Annotated in this window: 10 protein-coding genes; 8 read left to right on the forward strand and 2 right to left on the reverse strand. The window is 65.8% G+C overall.

Annotated features, from left to right (window positions below):
- Positions 1–206 precede the first annotated feature (206 nt).
- A complete protein-coding gene (locus BLW27_RS04240; protein WP_089879809.1) occupies positions 207–518 on the reverse strand; it encodes a carboxymuconolactone decarboxylase family protein in 312 nt (103 codons plus the stop codon).
- An 11-nt stretch (positions 519–529) separates the two neighbouring features.
- Complete coding sequence (locus tag BLW27_RS04245; RefSeq protein ID WP_089879812.1) at positions 530–1,228, reverse strand: helix-turn-helix domain-containing protein; 699 nt, start codon at positions 1,226–1,228, stop codon at positions 530–532.
- A 233-nt stretch (positions 1,229–1,461) separates the two neighbouring features.
- Between BLW27_RS04245 and BLW27_RS04250 the strand changes: the two genes are divergently transcribed.
- From BLW27_RS04250 to BLW27_RS04285, 8 genes are all read left to right on the forward strand, one after another.
- The gene (locus BLW27_RS04250; protein ID WP_089879815.1) at positions 1,462–4,188 is read left to right on the forward strand and encodes a nitrate/nitrite transporter; all 2,727 of its coding nucleotides are present in this window, start codon (positions 1,462–1,464) and stop codon (positions 4,186–4,188) included.
- Positions 4,189–4,251: 63 nt separating this feature from the next.
- Positions 4,252–7,998, forward strand: coding sequence for a nitrate reductase subunit alpha (locus tag BLW27_RS04255; RefSeq protein ID WP_089879818.1), 3,747 nt, complete (start codon positions 4,252–4,254; stop codon positions 7,996–7,998).
- The gene (gene narH / locus BLW27_RS04260) at positions 7,995–9,521 is read left to right on the forward strand and encodes a nitrate reductase subunit beta (protein ID WP_089879821.1); all 1,527 of its coding nucleotides are present in this window, start codon (positions 7,995–7,997) and stop codon (positions 9,519–9,521) included. Before BLW27_RS04255 ends, narH begins: the two co-directional genes overlap by 4 nt.
- Complete coding sequence (narJ, locus tag BLW27_RS04265) at positions 9,521–10,219, forward strand: nitrate reductase molybdenum cofactor assembly chaperone (protein ID WP_425429273.1); 699 nt, start codon at positions 9,521–9,523, stop codon at positions 10,217–10,219. The genes narH and narJ overlap by 1 nt, the downstream gene beginning before the upstream one ends.
- 1 nt (position 10,220) lies before the next feature.
- Positions 10,221–11,039 carry a respiratory nitrate reductase subunit gamma gene (narI, locus tag BLW27_RS04270; RefSeq protein WP_089879827.1) on the forward strand — a complete coding sequence of 273 codons (819 nt, stop codon included), beginning with the start codon at positions 10,221–10,223 and terminating at the stop codon, positions 11,037–11,039.
- A 5-nt stretch (positions 11,040–11,044) separates the two neighbouring features.
- Positions 11,045–11,839 carry a peptidylprolyl isomerase gene (locus BLW27_RS04275; protein WP_089879830.1) on the forward strand — a complete coding sequence of 265 codons (795 nt, stop codon included), beginning with the start codon at positions 11,045–11,047 and terminating at the stop codon, positions 11,837–11,839.
- A 109-nt stretch (positions 11,840–11,948) separates the two neighbouring features.
- A complete protein-coding gene (locus BLW27_RS04280; RefSeq protein ID WP_089879834.1) occupies positions 11,949–13,229 on the forward strand; it encodes a molybdopterin molybdotransferase MoeA in 1,281 nt (426 codons plus the stop codon).
- Between the two features lie 10 nt (positions 13,230–13,239).
- Positions 13,240–13,764 (forward strand): DUF2478 domain-containing protein, encoded by a 525-nt coding sequence (locus BLW27_RS04285; RefSeq protein WP_089879838.1) that lies wholly within the window; start codon positions 13,240–13,242, stop codon positions 13,762–13,764.
- Positions 13,765–13,852 lie beyond the last annotated feature (88 nt).

Below are 13,852 nucleotides of genomic sequence, written 5' to 3' on the forward strand. Positions count from 1 at the left end.
CGGTCGGTCACGTGTGCGACCTGTTCAGTGATGAAGAATGCTACAACTTCTTCAAAGCAGCAGGATACAGAACCAATTAAACGCGATCCGCTCTAGTAATGACCAAAGCGCGTCAGCGGGCGTCATCGAGCACACGCAGACGAATACCGGAGTCATCGCGGACGCCGAATACCCCGTGCCGGCAAGGCGCGGGGTCCGTTTCCCGATCAGGCGTCGATGTCCTCGATCCATGTCTTGGCGGCGACCGCACGCGGCAGGCCCAGCGGGCCGATGGCGAGCATCGCGACCTGCGCGATCGCCTCTTGCTCAATCCCTTCGGAGCGTGCGCGGCGGGTATGCGAGTGGACCGCTCCCTCGGAGCCCGCGCCGATGGCCAGAGCCAGCTTCACCAGCCGCCGCTCGCGCTCCGTCAGCGGGCCGCAATCGGCGGTGGCCTTGCCAAGGGCGGAATAGGCTTTCCAGATCTCGGGATGGTCCTCGGCAAGATCCCCGGCGGCGCCGGGCAGGGACTTTGTCATCTGTCTGTCCTTCAGGTTGAGGGATCGTCGATCAACGGAGTGGACCGGGCGTAACGCTCCAGCTTCGCCCGGTCGTCGATCCGGATGCGATTACCCTGGGCCACGACGCCGTGGGACTGCAACCCCCTGAAGGAACGGCTCAAATGTTCCGGCGTCATGCCGAGAACCGAGGCGAGACGGCGTTTCTCGAGGTCCAGATCGAATTCCGGCCCCTGGTCCGCGTGTTCCTGTGCCCGCAGCAGATAGTTCGCAAGCCGTTCGGTCGAGGTGCGCAACTTCAGGTCCTTCTGCGCCCTGATGACCGAACGATAGGCTTGCGCCAGTTCGGCCACCATGGCCCGGGCGAAGCCGCCGTCGATATCGAAGATTGCGCGGACCGTCTCGCTCGGGATCAGCGCGATGCGGCTTTTCTCGAGCGTGCGCGCCGACATCAGGTAGGGCGCGTCGCGAATGGTCGCGGCCAGAATGAACGTGGAAACCGGTCGCACCGTCGCCATGCTGGTTTCTCGATCGTGCCACGTTGCGAACAGGTCGACCGAGCCGGACAGCACGACATGCAGGAAATCGCTCGCGTCTCCCTCGGTGATCAACTCCACCTGGGGAGGGAAGTTCTGCACGAAGGCCCCGCGCATGAGCGTGGCGAAGTGTTCTTCCGCCATGGCTTCGAACAGATGCAGCTTTCGGATGTCTCTGTATGCGGCCTCGGGCATCCGGCCTCCTGTCAGTTTGCTGGCCCGCGCCCATTCTCTCGGCTCGATTGATAAAAATCAAGTCAGCTGACAACATGCGTGCGTCGTTGCTTTGATAAATGCCCGTAAGTCATTACTTTTGCTGATGTTTCCCCTCCATCTTGATTCAGATCAAGTTGTGGCTCCCAACGGTCCCGTAGGTCTGGTGTCGATCCCGAAAGGGAGCATTCGCCACCCTTGCAGGAGTCCGTGCCATGCAGACCTCAGCCACAGCCTCACGCGCGGATCAGACCCGCGCGCTGAGTCTGAGTACGATCGCCTTCACCGCCTGTTTCGCGGTCTGGACGATCTTTTCGATCATCGGCGTCGCCATCAAGTCCGAGCTGGGTCTGAACGACACCCAGTTCGGCCTGCTGGTCGCGACCCCCATCCTGACCGGCTCGATAACCCGGCTGTTCCTCGGCGTCTGGGCCGAGAAATACGGCGCGCGGCTGGTGTTCTCCGGCCAGATGATTCTGACCGCGCTGGCGACAGCGGCGCTGACGCTTGCCGACAGCTATATCATGTACCTGATCGCGGCGCTCGGCATCGGCCTCGCCGGCGGCTCGTTCATCATCGGTGTCGCCTATGTGAGCCGCTGGTACGATGCCGGCCACCAGGGCACGGCGCTGGGCATCTTCGGTGCCGGCAACGTCGGTGCGGCCGTCACCAAATTCGTCGCGCCGTTCGTCATGGTCGCCTACGGCTGGCACGGAGTGGCGTACGTCTGGGCGGCGGGTCTCGCCCTCATCGGCGTGCTGTTCTTCCTGCTGGCCAAGGATGACCCCGAACTGGTCGAGCGGCGCAAGACCGGCACCCGGGCGCCCACCTTTGCGCAGCAAATGGCGCCGCTGAAGAACCTGCAGGTCTGGCGGTTCTCGCTGTACTACTTCTTCGTCTTCGGCGCGTTCGTGGCTCTCGCGCTGTGGCTGCCCCACTACCTGATCGACGTGTACGGCATCGACGTGCGCTTCGCGGGCATGGCGGCGGCTTCCTTCAGCCTTTCCGCGTCGCTGTTCCGAGCCTATGGCGGCGTGCTGTCCGACAAGTTCGGCGCGCGGACCGTGATGTACTGGACCTTCGGCTTCAGCCTGCTCTTCCTGTTCATGCTGTCGTACCCGCCGACGGATTACGTCATCCAGGGCAAGGACGGTCCGATCTCGTTCTCGACGCAGATGGGTCTGTGGCCCTTCATCGTCACGCTGTTCGCGCTGGGCTTCTTCATGAGCCTGGGCAAGGCAGCGGTCTTCAAGCACATCCCGGTCTACTACCCCAAGCACGTAGGCGCGGTCGGCGGTCTGGTGGGCATGATCGGCGGTCTCGGCGGCTTCATCCTGCCCATCGGCTTCGGCGCGCTGCTTGACCTGACCGGTATCTACACCTCGTGCTTCGCCCTGCTGTTCGGCCTGGTGGCAATCGCGCTGACGTGGATGCACCTGTCCATCCGCGCGATGGAACGCGGCGCACACGGCGAGGCTCTCGACCGCCTGCCCCAACTTCCCGAGATGCAGCCCATCCACCATCCCGACCGCACGGCCATGCCGCGCGTCCTGGAGGACTGGCGTCCCGAGGACCCGCAGTTCTGGGAGGAAAAGGGCCGCCACGTCGCACGCCGGAACCTCTGGATCTCGATCCCGGCGCTGCTTCTCGCCTTCGCCGTCTGGATGGTCTGGTCCGTGGTCGTGGCACGCCTGCCCGCCATCGGGTTCGATTTCACCTCGGGTCAGCTTTTCTGGCTGGCGGCACTTCCGGGCCTTTCGGGCGCAACCCTTCGCATCTTCTACAGCTTCATGGTGCCGATCTTCGGCGGACGGCTGTGGACGACCCTTTCCACCGCATCGTTGCTGCTGCCCGCCCTGGGCATCGGATACGCGGTGCAGAATCCCGACACGCCCTACCTGATCTTCCTCGTCCTGGCGCTTCTGTGCGGTTTCGGCGGCGGCAACTTCGCCTCGTCCATGGCAAACATCGGCTACTTCTTCCCGAAGTCCGAGAAGGGCAACGCGCTGGCCATGAACGCGGGCCTGGGCAACCTCGGCGTGTCGGTCATGCAGTTCCTCGTGCCGATCGTCATCACGGCCGGCGTCTTCGGAGCCCTCGGCGGTCAGCCGCAGACGATGTCCGAGGGCGGCCAGCTCTGGATGCAGAACGCGGGCTTCGTCTGGGTGCCCTTCATCCTTGCCGCGACGATCGCCGCCTGGCTGGGCATGAACGACATCGCCGACGCACGCGCCAGCTTCTCGGATCAGGCCGTGATCTTCGGGCGCAAGCACAACTGGCTGATGTGCGTCCTCTACACCGGCACCTTCGGCAGCTTCATCGGCTACTCCGCGGGCTTCCCGCTGCTGACGAGGCTCGCCTTCCCCGATGTGAACGCACTGAACTACGTGTTCCTCGGGCCGCTGGTGGGTGCGCTGTCGCGCGCCGGAACCGGCTGGATCAGCGACCGCTTCGGCGGTGGGCGGGTGACCTTCTGGACCTTCAACGCGATGATCGCGGCCACGTTCGGCGTGATCTTCTTCCTTAACCTGGGTTCGTTCATCGGCTTCTTCGCCTGCTTCATGGCCCTGTTCTTCCTGACCGGTGTCGGCAACGCGTCCACCTTCCAGATGATCCCGGTGATCATGGGCCGCGAAGTGCCCCGCCTGATGCCGCACCTGGACCTCGAAGAGCGCAAGCGGCAGGTCGCCATGGAATCCGGCGCGATCACGGCGTTCACCTCGGCCATCGCAGCCTACGGCGCCTTCTTCATCCCGAAGGCCTACGGCACCTCGATCGCGATGACGGGCTCGGCCGTGGGGGCGCTGTGGGGCTTCCTGATCTTCTACGCGATCTGCGTGGCGATCACCTGGGCCGTCTACACCCGGCGCGGCGGCCTGCTGCACGACATCGAGCACCGGCGCACGCCCGCGGCGCCCGTGGCCGCCCAGCCCGCAGAATAGTCAACCGAGCTTGCGGGCGGCGCCGGTCGCCGCCCGGATCCAGACAGCCAAAAGGACAAAGAAATGAGCCATCTGCTCGACAGACTGAACTTCTTCCAGAGCAAGGAACTGGAGCAATTCTCCGACGGTTGGGGCCAGACCACCCGCGAGAGCCGCGACTGGGAGGACGCCTACCGGAACCGCTGGCGGCACGACAAGGTCGTTCGCTCGACGCACGGCGTGAACTGCACGGGCTCGTGCTCGTGGAAGATCTACGTCAAGTCCGGCATCGTCACCTGGGAGACGCAGCAGACCGACTACCCGCGCACCCGTGCCGGCCTGCCCAACCATGAACCGCGTGGCTGCGCGCGGGGCGCGTCCTACAGCTGGTATCTCTACTCCGCCAACCGCGTGAAGAACCCGCTGATCCGGGGATCGCTGATGCGCGCCTGGCGCAGGATGCGCGAGACCATGACGCCCGTGGCCGCCTGGTCCGCCATCCAGAACGACCCGATCCTTCGGGCGTCCTACACCAAGACGCGCGGCAAGGGCGGGTTCGTCCGTGCCTCCTGGGACGAGGCGACCGAGATCGTCGCCGCCGCCAACGCCTACACCGCCAAGACATACGGCCCCGACCGCGTCTTCGGCTTCTCGCCGATCCCCGCGATGTCGATGGTCAGCTACGCGGCCGGCGCGCGGTACCTGAGCCTGCTGGGCGGCACCTGCATGTCCTTCTACGACTGGTACTGCGACCTGCCGCCCGCCTCCCCGCAGACCTGGGGCGAGCAGACCGACGTGCCCGAAAGCGCCGACTGGTACAACGCCGGGTTCCTGATGCTCTGGGGCTCGAACGTGCCGCAGACGCGCACGCCCGACGCACATTTCTACACCGAGGTCCGGTATCGCGGCACCAAGTCCGCCGTGGTCAGCCCCGACTATTCCGAGGCGGCAAAGTTCGGCGACATATGGCTGAACCCGCAGGCCGGCACCGACGCCGCGCTGGCCATGGCGTTCGGCCACGTGATCCTGCGCGAGTACCATCTCGACCGGCAGGCCGAGTACTTCGAGGACTACGCCCGCAAATACACCGACATGCCGATGCTGGTCCGCCTGGATCAGGCGGACGGGCGCCTTGTGCCGGGCCGGATGCTGCGCGCCGACGACTTCGACGGCAAGCTGGGAGAGACCAACAACCCCGACTGGAAGACGGTCGCTTATGACCAGGCCTCGGGGCAGATCGTCGCGCCCAACGGGTCCATCGGCTTCCGCTGGGGCGAAGAGGGCGACTGGAACCTCGAGGAACGCGCGAACGGCGCCGAGGTCAACCTGCGCCTGACCCAGCTGCTGGAAAGCGACCACGACGAGATCGTCGGCGTCGACTTCCCCTATTTCGGCGGTTCCGCGACGGGCGATTTCGTCAAGTGCGATCACCCCGAGGTCCTGACCAGGAACATCCCCGTCCGGCGCATCAAGCTTGCCGACGGCAAGGATGCGCTGGTCGCCACGGTCTTCGATCTGTTCTGCGCCAATTACGGCCTCGACCGGGGCCTCGGCGGCGAATGGGTTTCGAAGGACTTCAACGACGATACCCCCTACACCCCCGCCTGGGCCGAGAAGATCACCGGCGTCGATCGCGAGAAGATCATCGCCGTGGCACGGGAATTCGCCGGCAACGCCGAGAAGACACACGGCAAGTCCATGGTCATCCTCGGCGCCGGGCTGAACCACTGGTACCACATGGACATGGCCTATCGCGGCATCATCAACATGCTGGTGATGTGCGGCTGCATTGGCCAAGAAGGTGGCGGCTGGTCGCACTACGTCGGCCAGGAAAAGCTGCGCCCGCAGACGGGCTGGCAGCCGCTGGCCTTCGCGCTGGACTGGAACCGCCCGCCGCGGCACATGAACTCGACCTCCTGCTGGTATGCCCACACCGACCAGTGGCGCTACGAGACGCTGCGGGCGGGTGAGATCCTGTCGCCGACGGCACCCGAGGGCGACTGGGACATCAGCCTCATCGACTACAACATCCGCGCCGAGCGGATGGGATGGCTGCCCTCCGCACCGCAGCTGAAGACCAACCCGCTCGAGGTGTCGAAGGCGGCGAAGGCGGCCGGCAAGGACATGAAGGAATACGTCGCCGCACAGCTGAAATCCGGCGACCTGAAGATGTCCTGCGAAGACCCGGATGCGCCGGAAAACTGGCCGCGCAACCTGTTCGTCTGGCGCTCGAACCTGCTGGGGTCCTCGGGCAAGGGGCACGAATACTTCCTCAAGCACCTGCTGGGCACCGATCACGGCGTGATGGGCAAGGATCTGGGCGAGGAAGGCGGCGTCATGCCGAAGGAGGCCGTCTGGCACGACGAGGCGCCCAAGGGCAAACTCGACCTGCTGGTGACCATCGACTTCCGGATGTCCACCACCTGCGTGTACTCGGACATCGTTCTGCCCACGGCCAGCTGGTACGAGAAGGACGACCTGAACACCTCGGACATGCATCCGTTCATCCACCCGCTGCAGGCGGCGGTGGACCCGGCCTACGAGTCGAAGTCCGACTGGGAGATCTTCAAGTCGATCGCCCGGAAGTTCTCGGAGGTGGCGCCTGAGGTGCTGGGCGTGGAAACCGACATCGTGCAGCTTCCGCTTCTGCACGACACTCCTGCCGAGCTGGCGCAGGCCCACGTCAAGGACTGGAAGAAGGGCGAATGTGACCTGATCCCCGGCAAGACGGCACCGAACTACGTGGCGGTCGAGCGGGATTATCCCAACCTCTACAAGAAGTTCACCTCGGTCGGACCGCTGCTTGAAAAGCTCGGCAACGGCGGCAAGGGCATCAACTGGGACACCAAGGTCGAGGTCAAGCACCTGCGCGACCTGAACGGTGTCGTGCTGGACGAGGGCGTGTCGCAGGGTCATGCGAAACTTGAGACCGCCATCGATGCGGCCGAGATGATCCTGATGCTCGCGCCCGAGACCAACGGCGAGGTTGCCGTCAAGGCGTGGGAGGAACTGGAGAAACCCACCGGCCGGCACCACGCCCACCTGGCGGAAGGCGCGCATCACACCAAGATCCGCTTCCGCGATATCGCGGCCCAGCCCCGCAAGATCATCTCGTCGCCCACCTGGTCTGGGATCGAAAGCGAGGAGGTCTGCTACAACGCGGGCTACACCAACGTGCACGAACTCATCCCGTGGCGCACGCTTACGGGGCGGCAGCAACTGTATCAGGACCACCTGTGGATGCGCGCCTTCGGCGAGGGCTTCGTCAGCTACCGCCCGCCGGTGGACCTGAAGACGGTCACCGCGGCCGTCAACAACGACGCGGCCGAGGGCAGCCCGCACGTGGTGCTGAACTTCATCACGCCGCACCAGAAGTGGGGCATCCACAGCACCTACACCGACAACCTGCTCATGCTGACGCTCAACCGGGGCGGCCCGGTGGTCTGGATGTCCGAGGTGGACGCGCAGAAGGCCGGGCTGGTCGATAACGACTGGGTCGAAGCCTACAACATCAACGGCGCGCTGACCGCGCGCGTGGTGGTGAGCCAGCGGATCAAGCAAGGCACGCTGTTCATGTACCACGCGCAGGAGAAGATCGTGAACACGCCGGGTTCGGAGAAGACCGGTCGTCGCGGCGGCATCCACAACTCTGTCACCCGCGCCACGCTCAAGCCCACGCACATGATCGGTGGCTATGCGCAGCTGTCCTACGGCTTCAACTACTACGGCACCGTGGGCAGTAACCGCGACGAATTCGTGATCGTGCGCAAGATGAAGAAGATCGACTGGCTGGATCAGCCGGCAACCGCACAAGTGGAGGCAGCGGAATGAGAGTTCGCGCGCAAATCGGCAAGGTTCTGAACCTGGACAAGTGCATCGGGTGTCACACTTGCTCTGTCACCTGCAAGAACGTGTGGACCAGCCGCGACGGCGTCGAATACGCCTGGTTCAACAACGTCGAGTCCAAGCCCGGCACGGGCTATCCAACCGACTGGGAGAACCAGAAACGGTGGAACGGCGGCTGGGCGCGCTCGGCGTCGGGCAAGCTTCACCCCAAGCAGGGCAGCAAGTGGCGGATCCTGGCGAACATCTTCGCCAACCCCGACATGCCGGAAATCGACGATTACTACGAGCCGTTCGATTTCGACTACGATCACCTGAAGTCCGCGCCGGACATGGATCATTTCCCGACCGCGCGCCCCCGGTCCAAGATCACCGGCGAGCGGATGGAGAAGATCGAGAAGGGGCCGAACTGGGAGGAGATCCTCGGCGGCGAGTTCTCCAAGCGGTCGCAGGACTACAACTTCGAGAACGTCCAGAAGGAGATCTATGGAGAGTATGAAAATACCTTCATGATGTACCTGCCCAGGCTGTGCGAGCACTGCCTTAACCCGACCTGCTCGGCCGCTTGCCCATCCGGCGCGATCTACAAGCGCGAGGAGGACGGGATCGTCCTGATCGACCAGGAGAAGTGCCGCGGCTGGCGGATGTGCATCTCGGGCTGCCCGTACAAGAAGATCTACTACAACTGGGATACCGGCAAATCCGAGAAGTGCACGTTCTGCTATCCGCGCATCGAGTCCGGCCAGCCGACCGTGTGTTCGGAAACCTGCGTGGGCCGCATCCGCTATCTGGGCGTGATCCTCTACGACGCGGACAAGATCGAAGCAGCCGCCAGTTCCGAGCGCGAGACCGACCTTTACGGCGCGCAGATGGACGTGTTCCTCGACCCGAACGACCCCGAGGTGATCGCCGCGGCCCGCCGCGACGGTGTGCCCGACGACTGGATCGAGGCCGCCAAGGTCAGCCCGATCTGGAAGATGGCGATGGACTGGAAGATCGCCTTCCCGCTGCACCCGGAATACCGGACCCTGCCGATGGTGTGGTACATCCCGCCGCTGTCGCCGATCCAGAATGCCGCCCAGGCCGGACAGATCGCGATGAGTGACCAGATGCCGGACGTGCGCAGCTTGCGCATTCCCGTCCAGTACCTGGCCAACATGCTGACGGCCGGCGACGAGGAGCCCATCGTCAACGCGCTGGAACGCATGTCCGCGATGCGGCTCTACATGCGCGCGCTCAGCGTGGACGGCGTGCGCGACGAGGCGATCGCCGCCCGCGTCGGCATGTCCGGCCGGGTGATCGAGGACATGTACAAGATCATGGCGATCGCCGACTACGAGGACCGCTTCGCCATTCCCACCGCGCACCGCGAACAGACCGAGGAAGGCGCGGAGATCCGCGGCGGCTGCGGCTTTACCGACGGCAACGGGTGCTCCAGCGGCGCGGCCGGCAAGACCAGCATGTTCGGCGGCAAGAAGAAATCCTTCGCACTTCCGACGGAGACATTCTGATGATGGACCGTACTCTCAAGTCGCTGTCGCTTCTGCTCAGCTATCCCACCAGCGAGCTGCAGGCCGCGATGCCGGCAATCGGCGCCGTGCTGGCGGCCGACCCACGTCTTCCCGCCGCCACGCGTCAGGGGCTGGTCGACCTGGCCGACAGGCTGGCTGCGGGTGACATCTACGATGTGCAGGAAGCATACGTGATGCTGTTCGACCGGTCGCGCACGCTGTCGCTCAACCTGTTCGAGCATGTCCACGGCGAAAGCCGGGACAGGGGCGGCGCGATGGTCAGCCTGCTGGAAACCTACCGCGACGGCGGCTTCGATCCGATCACCAGCGAACTGCCCGACCATCTGCCGGTGTTGCTGGAATTCGTGTCCACGCGCCCCTTCGCCGAGGCGCAGGACATCCTGGCGGATGCGGCGCACATCTTCGACGTGATCCGCACCCGTCTCGGCCGGCGCGAAAGTGACTACGCGCCGGTCTTCGGGGCGCTGATCCATCTGTCGGGGGCCACAGCCGACACCGACGCCGTCGCTGAGATGCTTGCACAACCCGACGATGACCCCACCGACCTCGAGGCCCTGGATGCGGTCTGGGAGGAAGCCGAAGTGACCTTCGGCCCCGACCCGGGCGCGGGCTGCCCGCAGGTTCGTGACATGCTGGCCGCAATGGACGGCCCCACCCCTCTGAACAGGAGCGCCTGACATGTTCGGAAACTTCGACATCAACTTCCTGATCTTCGGCATCCTGCCCTACGCCGTTCTGGCCGTTGCGTTGATCGGCACCATCGCCCGCTACGAGCGCGATCCGTTCACGTGGAAAACCTCCTCCAGTCAGCTTTTGCGCCGAAAGCAGCTGATGTGGGGATCGGTTCTTTTCCACGTGGGCATCATCATTCTGTTCTTCGGCCACCTGATCGGTTTGTTCACCCCGATCTGGGTGCTCGACACCCTCGGCATCCCCTACGGCCTCAAGCAGTGGATCGCCGTGGTCCTGGGCGGGTGCGCGGGGGTCGCCGCGTTCGTGGGTGCGACGATGCTGTTGCACAGGCGCCTGTTCGACGCCCGCATCCGCGTCACTTCCAGCTTTGCCGACATCGCCATCCTGGTCGCAATCTGGCTTCAGATCGTGGTCGGCCTGGGAACGATCGTCCTGACGCTCGAACACATGGACGGCGCGAAGATGATCCGCTTCATGACCTGGTCGCAAAGCGTCATGGGCCTGCAGCTGAACGCTTGGACGGAAGTCGTTGACGTTCACTGGCTCTACAAGGTGCACATCGTGCTGGGCATGGTGATCTTGGCGGCGTTCCCCTTCACCCGCCTGGTGCACATGCTGTCGGTACCGATCCGCTACGTAACCCTGCGCCCCGGCTACCAGATCGTGCGCTCGCGCCGTCGGCGTCCGCTCGAGGAACGGCGCAAGGAATTCGACGCGCGGCACGGCAAACGCGGCCCCGCGGCGCCCACTCCGGCACCCGCGGCCCCTGCCCCGGCATCGTCGATGCCGACTCCGGCGGAGTGAGCGCGATGAACGTGGCACTCTTCCCCGACGTCGTCGTGAACGGCGAAACCATCCCCTCGGCGGCAATTGCCGCCGAGGCCCAGAACCACGAGGCCCCGCGCGACAAGCCGGGCATCGCGTGGCGCAAGGCGGCGCAGGCGCTGGCGATCCGTGCGCTGCTGCTGCAGGAGGCCAGGAGCCGCGGGCTCTCGCCCGCCCCCGAGGAACTGGCCCCGGGGCGCGTCGAGACCGAGGACGAGGCCCTGATCCGTGCGCTTCTGGACGAGGCGCTGACCACCGCGCCCGTCACGGAAGAGGCGGTTCGCGCCGAATGGGCGAAGGATCCCGGCCGCTACCGGACCGCACCCCTGTGGGACGTGTCGCACATCCTGTGCGCCTGCGATCCGCGCGACACGGACGCGCGCGCCGCGGCCGAAGCAAGGGCGAACGCGCTGCTGGCGCGGCTCGACGGCGATGCCAAGGCCTTCGCCAAGGCCGCCCGTGAAAGCGATTGCGGCTCGAAGGACTCGGATGGTCATCTGGGCCAGCTCGGTCCCGGCGACACCGTGCCCGAGTTCGAGGCGGCGCTGCGCGAACTGCCCGAAGGCGGCATCTCCCCTGCCCCCGTGCTGTCGCGTCACGGCTGGCACATCATCCGGCTGAACGCCACTGCGTCGGGGCAGGTTCTGCCGTACGAAGCCGTGCGTCCCAAGATCGCGCAGGCGCTGGAAAAGGCCGCCTGGGCACGCGCGTCCCGCGACTTCATCGAGACGCTGGCCGAAGGCGCCAGCATCAAGGGCGCGAGCCTGTCGCCTATCTGAAGACCGCGCGGCCGACCCCGGCCGGGCGCCCGTCCCGAACACCGTGCGGCTGCGCACGACAACGGTTGCGGCACTCGGCAGCACCAATGATCCTCGAGGAGACAAGACCATGACCATCCAGCAGGCCATCGCGCACCCGGGATGCGGCTGCGACGGGCAAAGCATGCTGAAGAACCTGATCAGCATCGACGAGGCCCTGGACAGGATCGCGCTGCACGCTGCCCCTGAAGGCGGGTCCGAGGTGCTGCCGCTCGGGCAGGCGGCGGGCCGCGTACTTGCCCAGCCGGTCCGGGCGCAGGGCATGGCGCCGCCTTTCGACAACGCCGCGATGGATGGCTACGCGGTCTCGACCTCGGCCCTGAGGGGGGAAGGCCCTTGGGTTCTGGATGTGGTCGCGCGCGTGCCCGCCGGACAGGAAGCCACCGGATCGCTGGCGGGTCCGTCGGCAGCCCGCATCTTCACCGGCGCGCCGGTCCCCGAAGGCGCTGACGCCGTCGTCATGCAGGAGGAGGTGACCCGCCAAGGCGACGTCATCCACCTGCGCCGTCGGCCGGCGCCCGGGCAGAACATCCGCCGCGCGGGCAGCGACATGGCGGCGGGAACGGTCGTGGTAGACGCGGGGCGCCGCCTTGGCCCCAGGGAGATCGCCGCTTGCGCCGCGGCGGGTGCAGGGCACGTCCAGGTGCGAAAGCGGTTGCGCGTGGCGCTTCTGGTGACCGGCGACGAGGTGCGCGAGGCCGGCGCATCCCGTAGCACAGCTCAGATCTGGGACATCAACACGCCGATGCTGACCGCCGCGCTTGCGGTCGCGGGGCTGGACCTCGTCGCCGCGTCGCATGGTGCGGACGATCGGGCCGGGCTAGTCCGGCAGCTGGGCGAGATGGCGTCGCATGCGGATCTAATCGTCACCACGGGCGGTGTCTCGGTCGGCGAGGAGGACCATGTGAAGCCGGCCTTTGCCGATCTGGGCGGCACGATCCTGTTCGGTGGTGTCGCGCTCAAGCCGGGCAAGCCGGTCGCTTTCGGGCGCATCGGCTCGTCGTTCTGGCTGGGGCTGCCCGGCAACCCGCTGGGCGCCTTTGTCACCTGGCAGGTCTTCGGCACTGCGTTGAGCCGGGCGCTGTCCGGAGAAACCGCAACTGCCCCGACGCGACGCCTCGTCGTCACCACCGCCCCCATCCACCGCAAGGCCGGGCGGTGCGAGCTGAGGCTCGCGACTGTTGCTGGTGTCGACAGCCAGGGCCGCGAAACCGTCACGTTCGAAGATGCCACCCATTCCGGTCGCGTCGGACGCCTTCCGCTGGCCGACGGGCTGATGTTCCTGCCCGCCGATGCCGAGGCTCTTCCGGCCGGGTCGTTCGTCGAATTCCAACCCTTCTGCCAAACCTGAGGAAGACGAGATGAAGCTCGCATACACGATGGCGCCGGGACGCGGCGATATGGACCTGGTTCTCGAGAGACTGGCGGGCAGGCTCGCCTCGCGGGGCATGAAGTGCTGCGGCACGGTGCAGATCAACACTGAACGAGCGGATGCCGGTCCCTGCGACATGGATGTGCGGGTTCTGCCCGACGGCCCGGTCCTGCGCATCAGCCAGAACCTCGGCCCGTCGGCGCGGGGGTGCCGCCTCGACCCGGACGCGCTGGAGACGGCCGTGGGACTGGTTGCGGACAGTCTCGCGTCCGGCGTCGATATCCTGATCGTCAACAAGTTCGGCAAGCACGAGGCGGACGGGCGCGGCTTTCGCGACGTGATCGCGGAGGCGCTGGCGATGGGCGTTCCCGTCCTTGTCGGCGCCAATGCGCTGAACCGCGAGGCCTTTCAGACTTTCTCCGGTGACACTGCCACGGAACTTGCGCCCGATCTCGTGGCCCTCGATCGGTGGGTGCTATCGGTCGCCGCCGCAGAGGACATGGCCTCGGCCTGAGCTTTGGGATAACGAGAGCTGGCACGCAAGGATACACCTCGGCGATGACAGCGATTGTCGTCAACGCCGCCTAGCGAACCCGGCAGCG

The sequence above is a fragment of the Citreimonas salinaria genome (assembly GCF_900107235.1).
GTDB classification, from domain to species: domain Bacteria; phylum Pseudomonadota; class Alphaproteobacteria; order Rhodobacterales; family Rhodobacteraceae; genus Citreimonas; species Citreimonas salinaria.

Bases quoted from the DNA above. Each gene is read 5' to 3' on its own strand.
- narJ (WP_425429273.1), top strand. From the start codon at position 9,521: ATGATGGACCGTACTCTCAAGTCGCTGTCGCTTCTGCTCAGCTATCCC.
- narI (WP_089879827.1), top strand. From the start codon at position 10,221: ATGTTCGGAAACTTCGACATCAACTTCCTGATCTTCGGCATCCTGCCC.
- BLW27_RS04255 (WP_089879818.1), top strand. From the start codon at position 4,252: ATGAGCCATCTGCTCGACAGACTGAACTTCTTCCAGAGCAAGGAACTG.
- BLW27_RS04240 (WP_089879809.1), bottom strand. From the start codon at position 518: ATGACAAAGTCCCTGCCCGGCGCCGCCGGGGATCTTGCCGAGGACCAT.
- BLW27_RS04275 (WP_089879830.1), top strand. From the start codon at position 11,045: ATGAACGTGGCACTCTTCCCCGACGTCGTCGTGAACGGCGAAACCATC.
- BLW27_RS04280 (WP_089879834.1), top strand. From the start codon at position 11,949: ATGACCATCCAGCAGGCCATCGCGCACCCGGGATGCGGCTGCGACGGG.
- BLW27_RS04245 (WP_089879812.1), bottom strand. From the start codon at position 1,228: ATGCCCGAGGCCGCATACAGAGACATCCGAAAGCTGCATCTGTTCGAA.
- BLW27_RS04285 (WP_089879838.1), top strand. From the start codon at position 13,240: ATGAAGCTCGCATACACGATGGCGCCGGGACGCGGCGATATGGACCTG.
- narH (WP_089879821.1), top strand. From the start codon at position 7,995: ATGAGAGTTCGCGCGCAAATCGGCAAGGTTCTGAACCTGGACAAGTGC.
- BLW27_RS04250 (WP_089879815.1), top strand. From the start codon at position 1,462: ATGCAGACCTCAGCCACAGCCTCACGCGCGGATCAGACCCGCGCGCTG.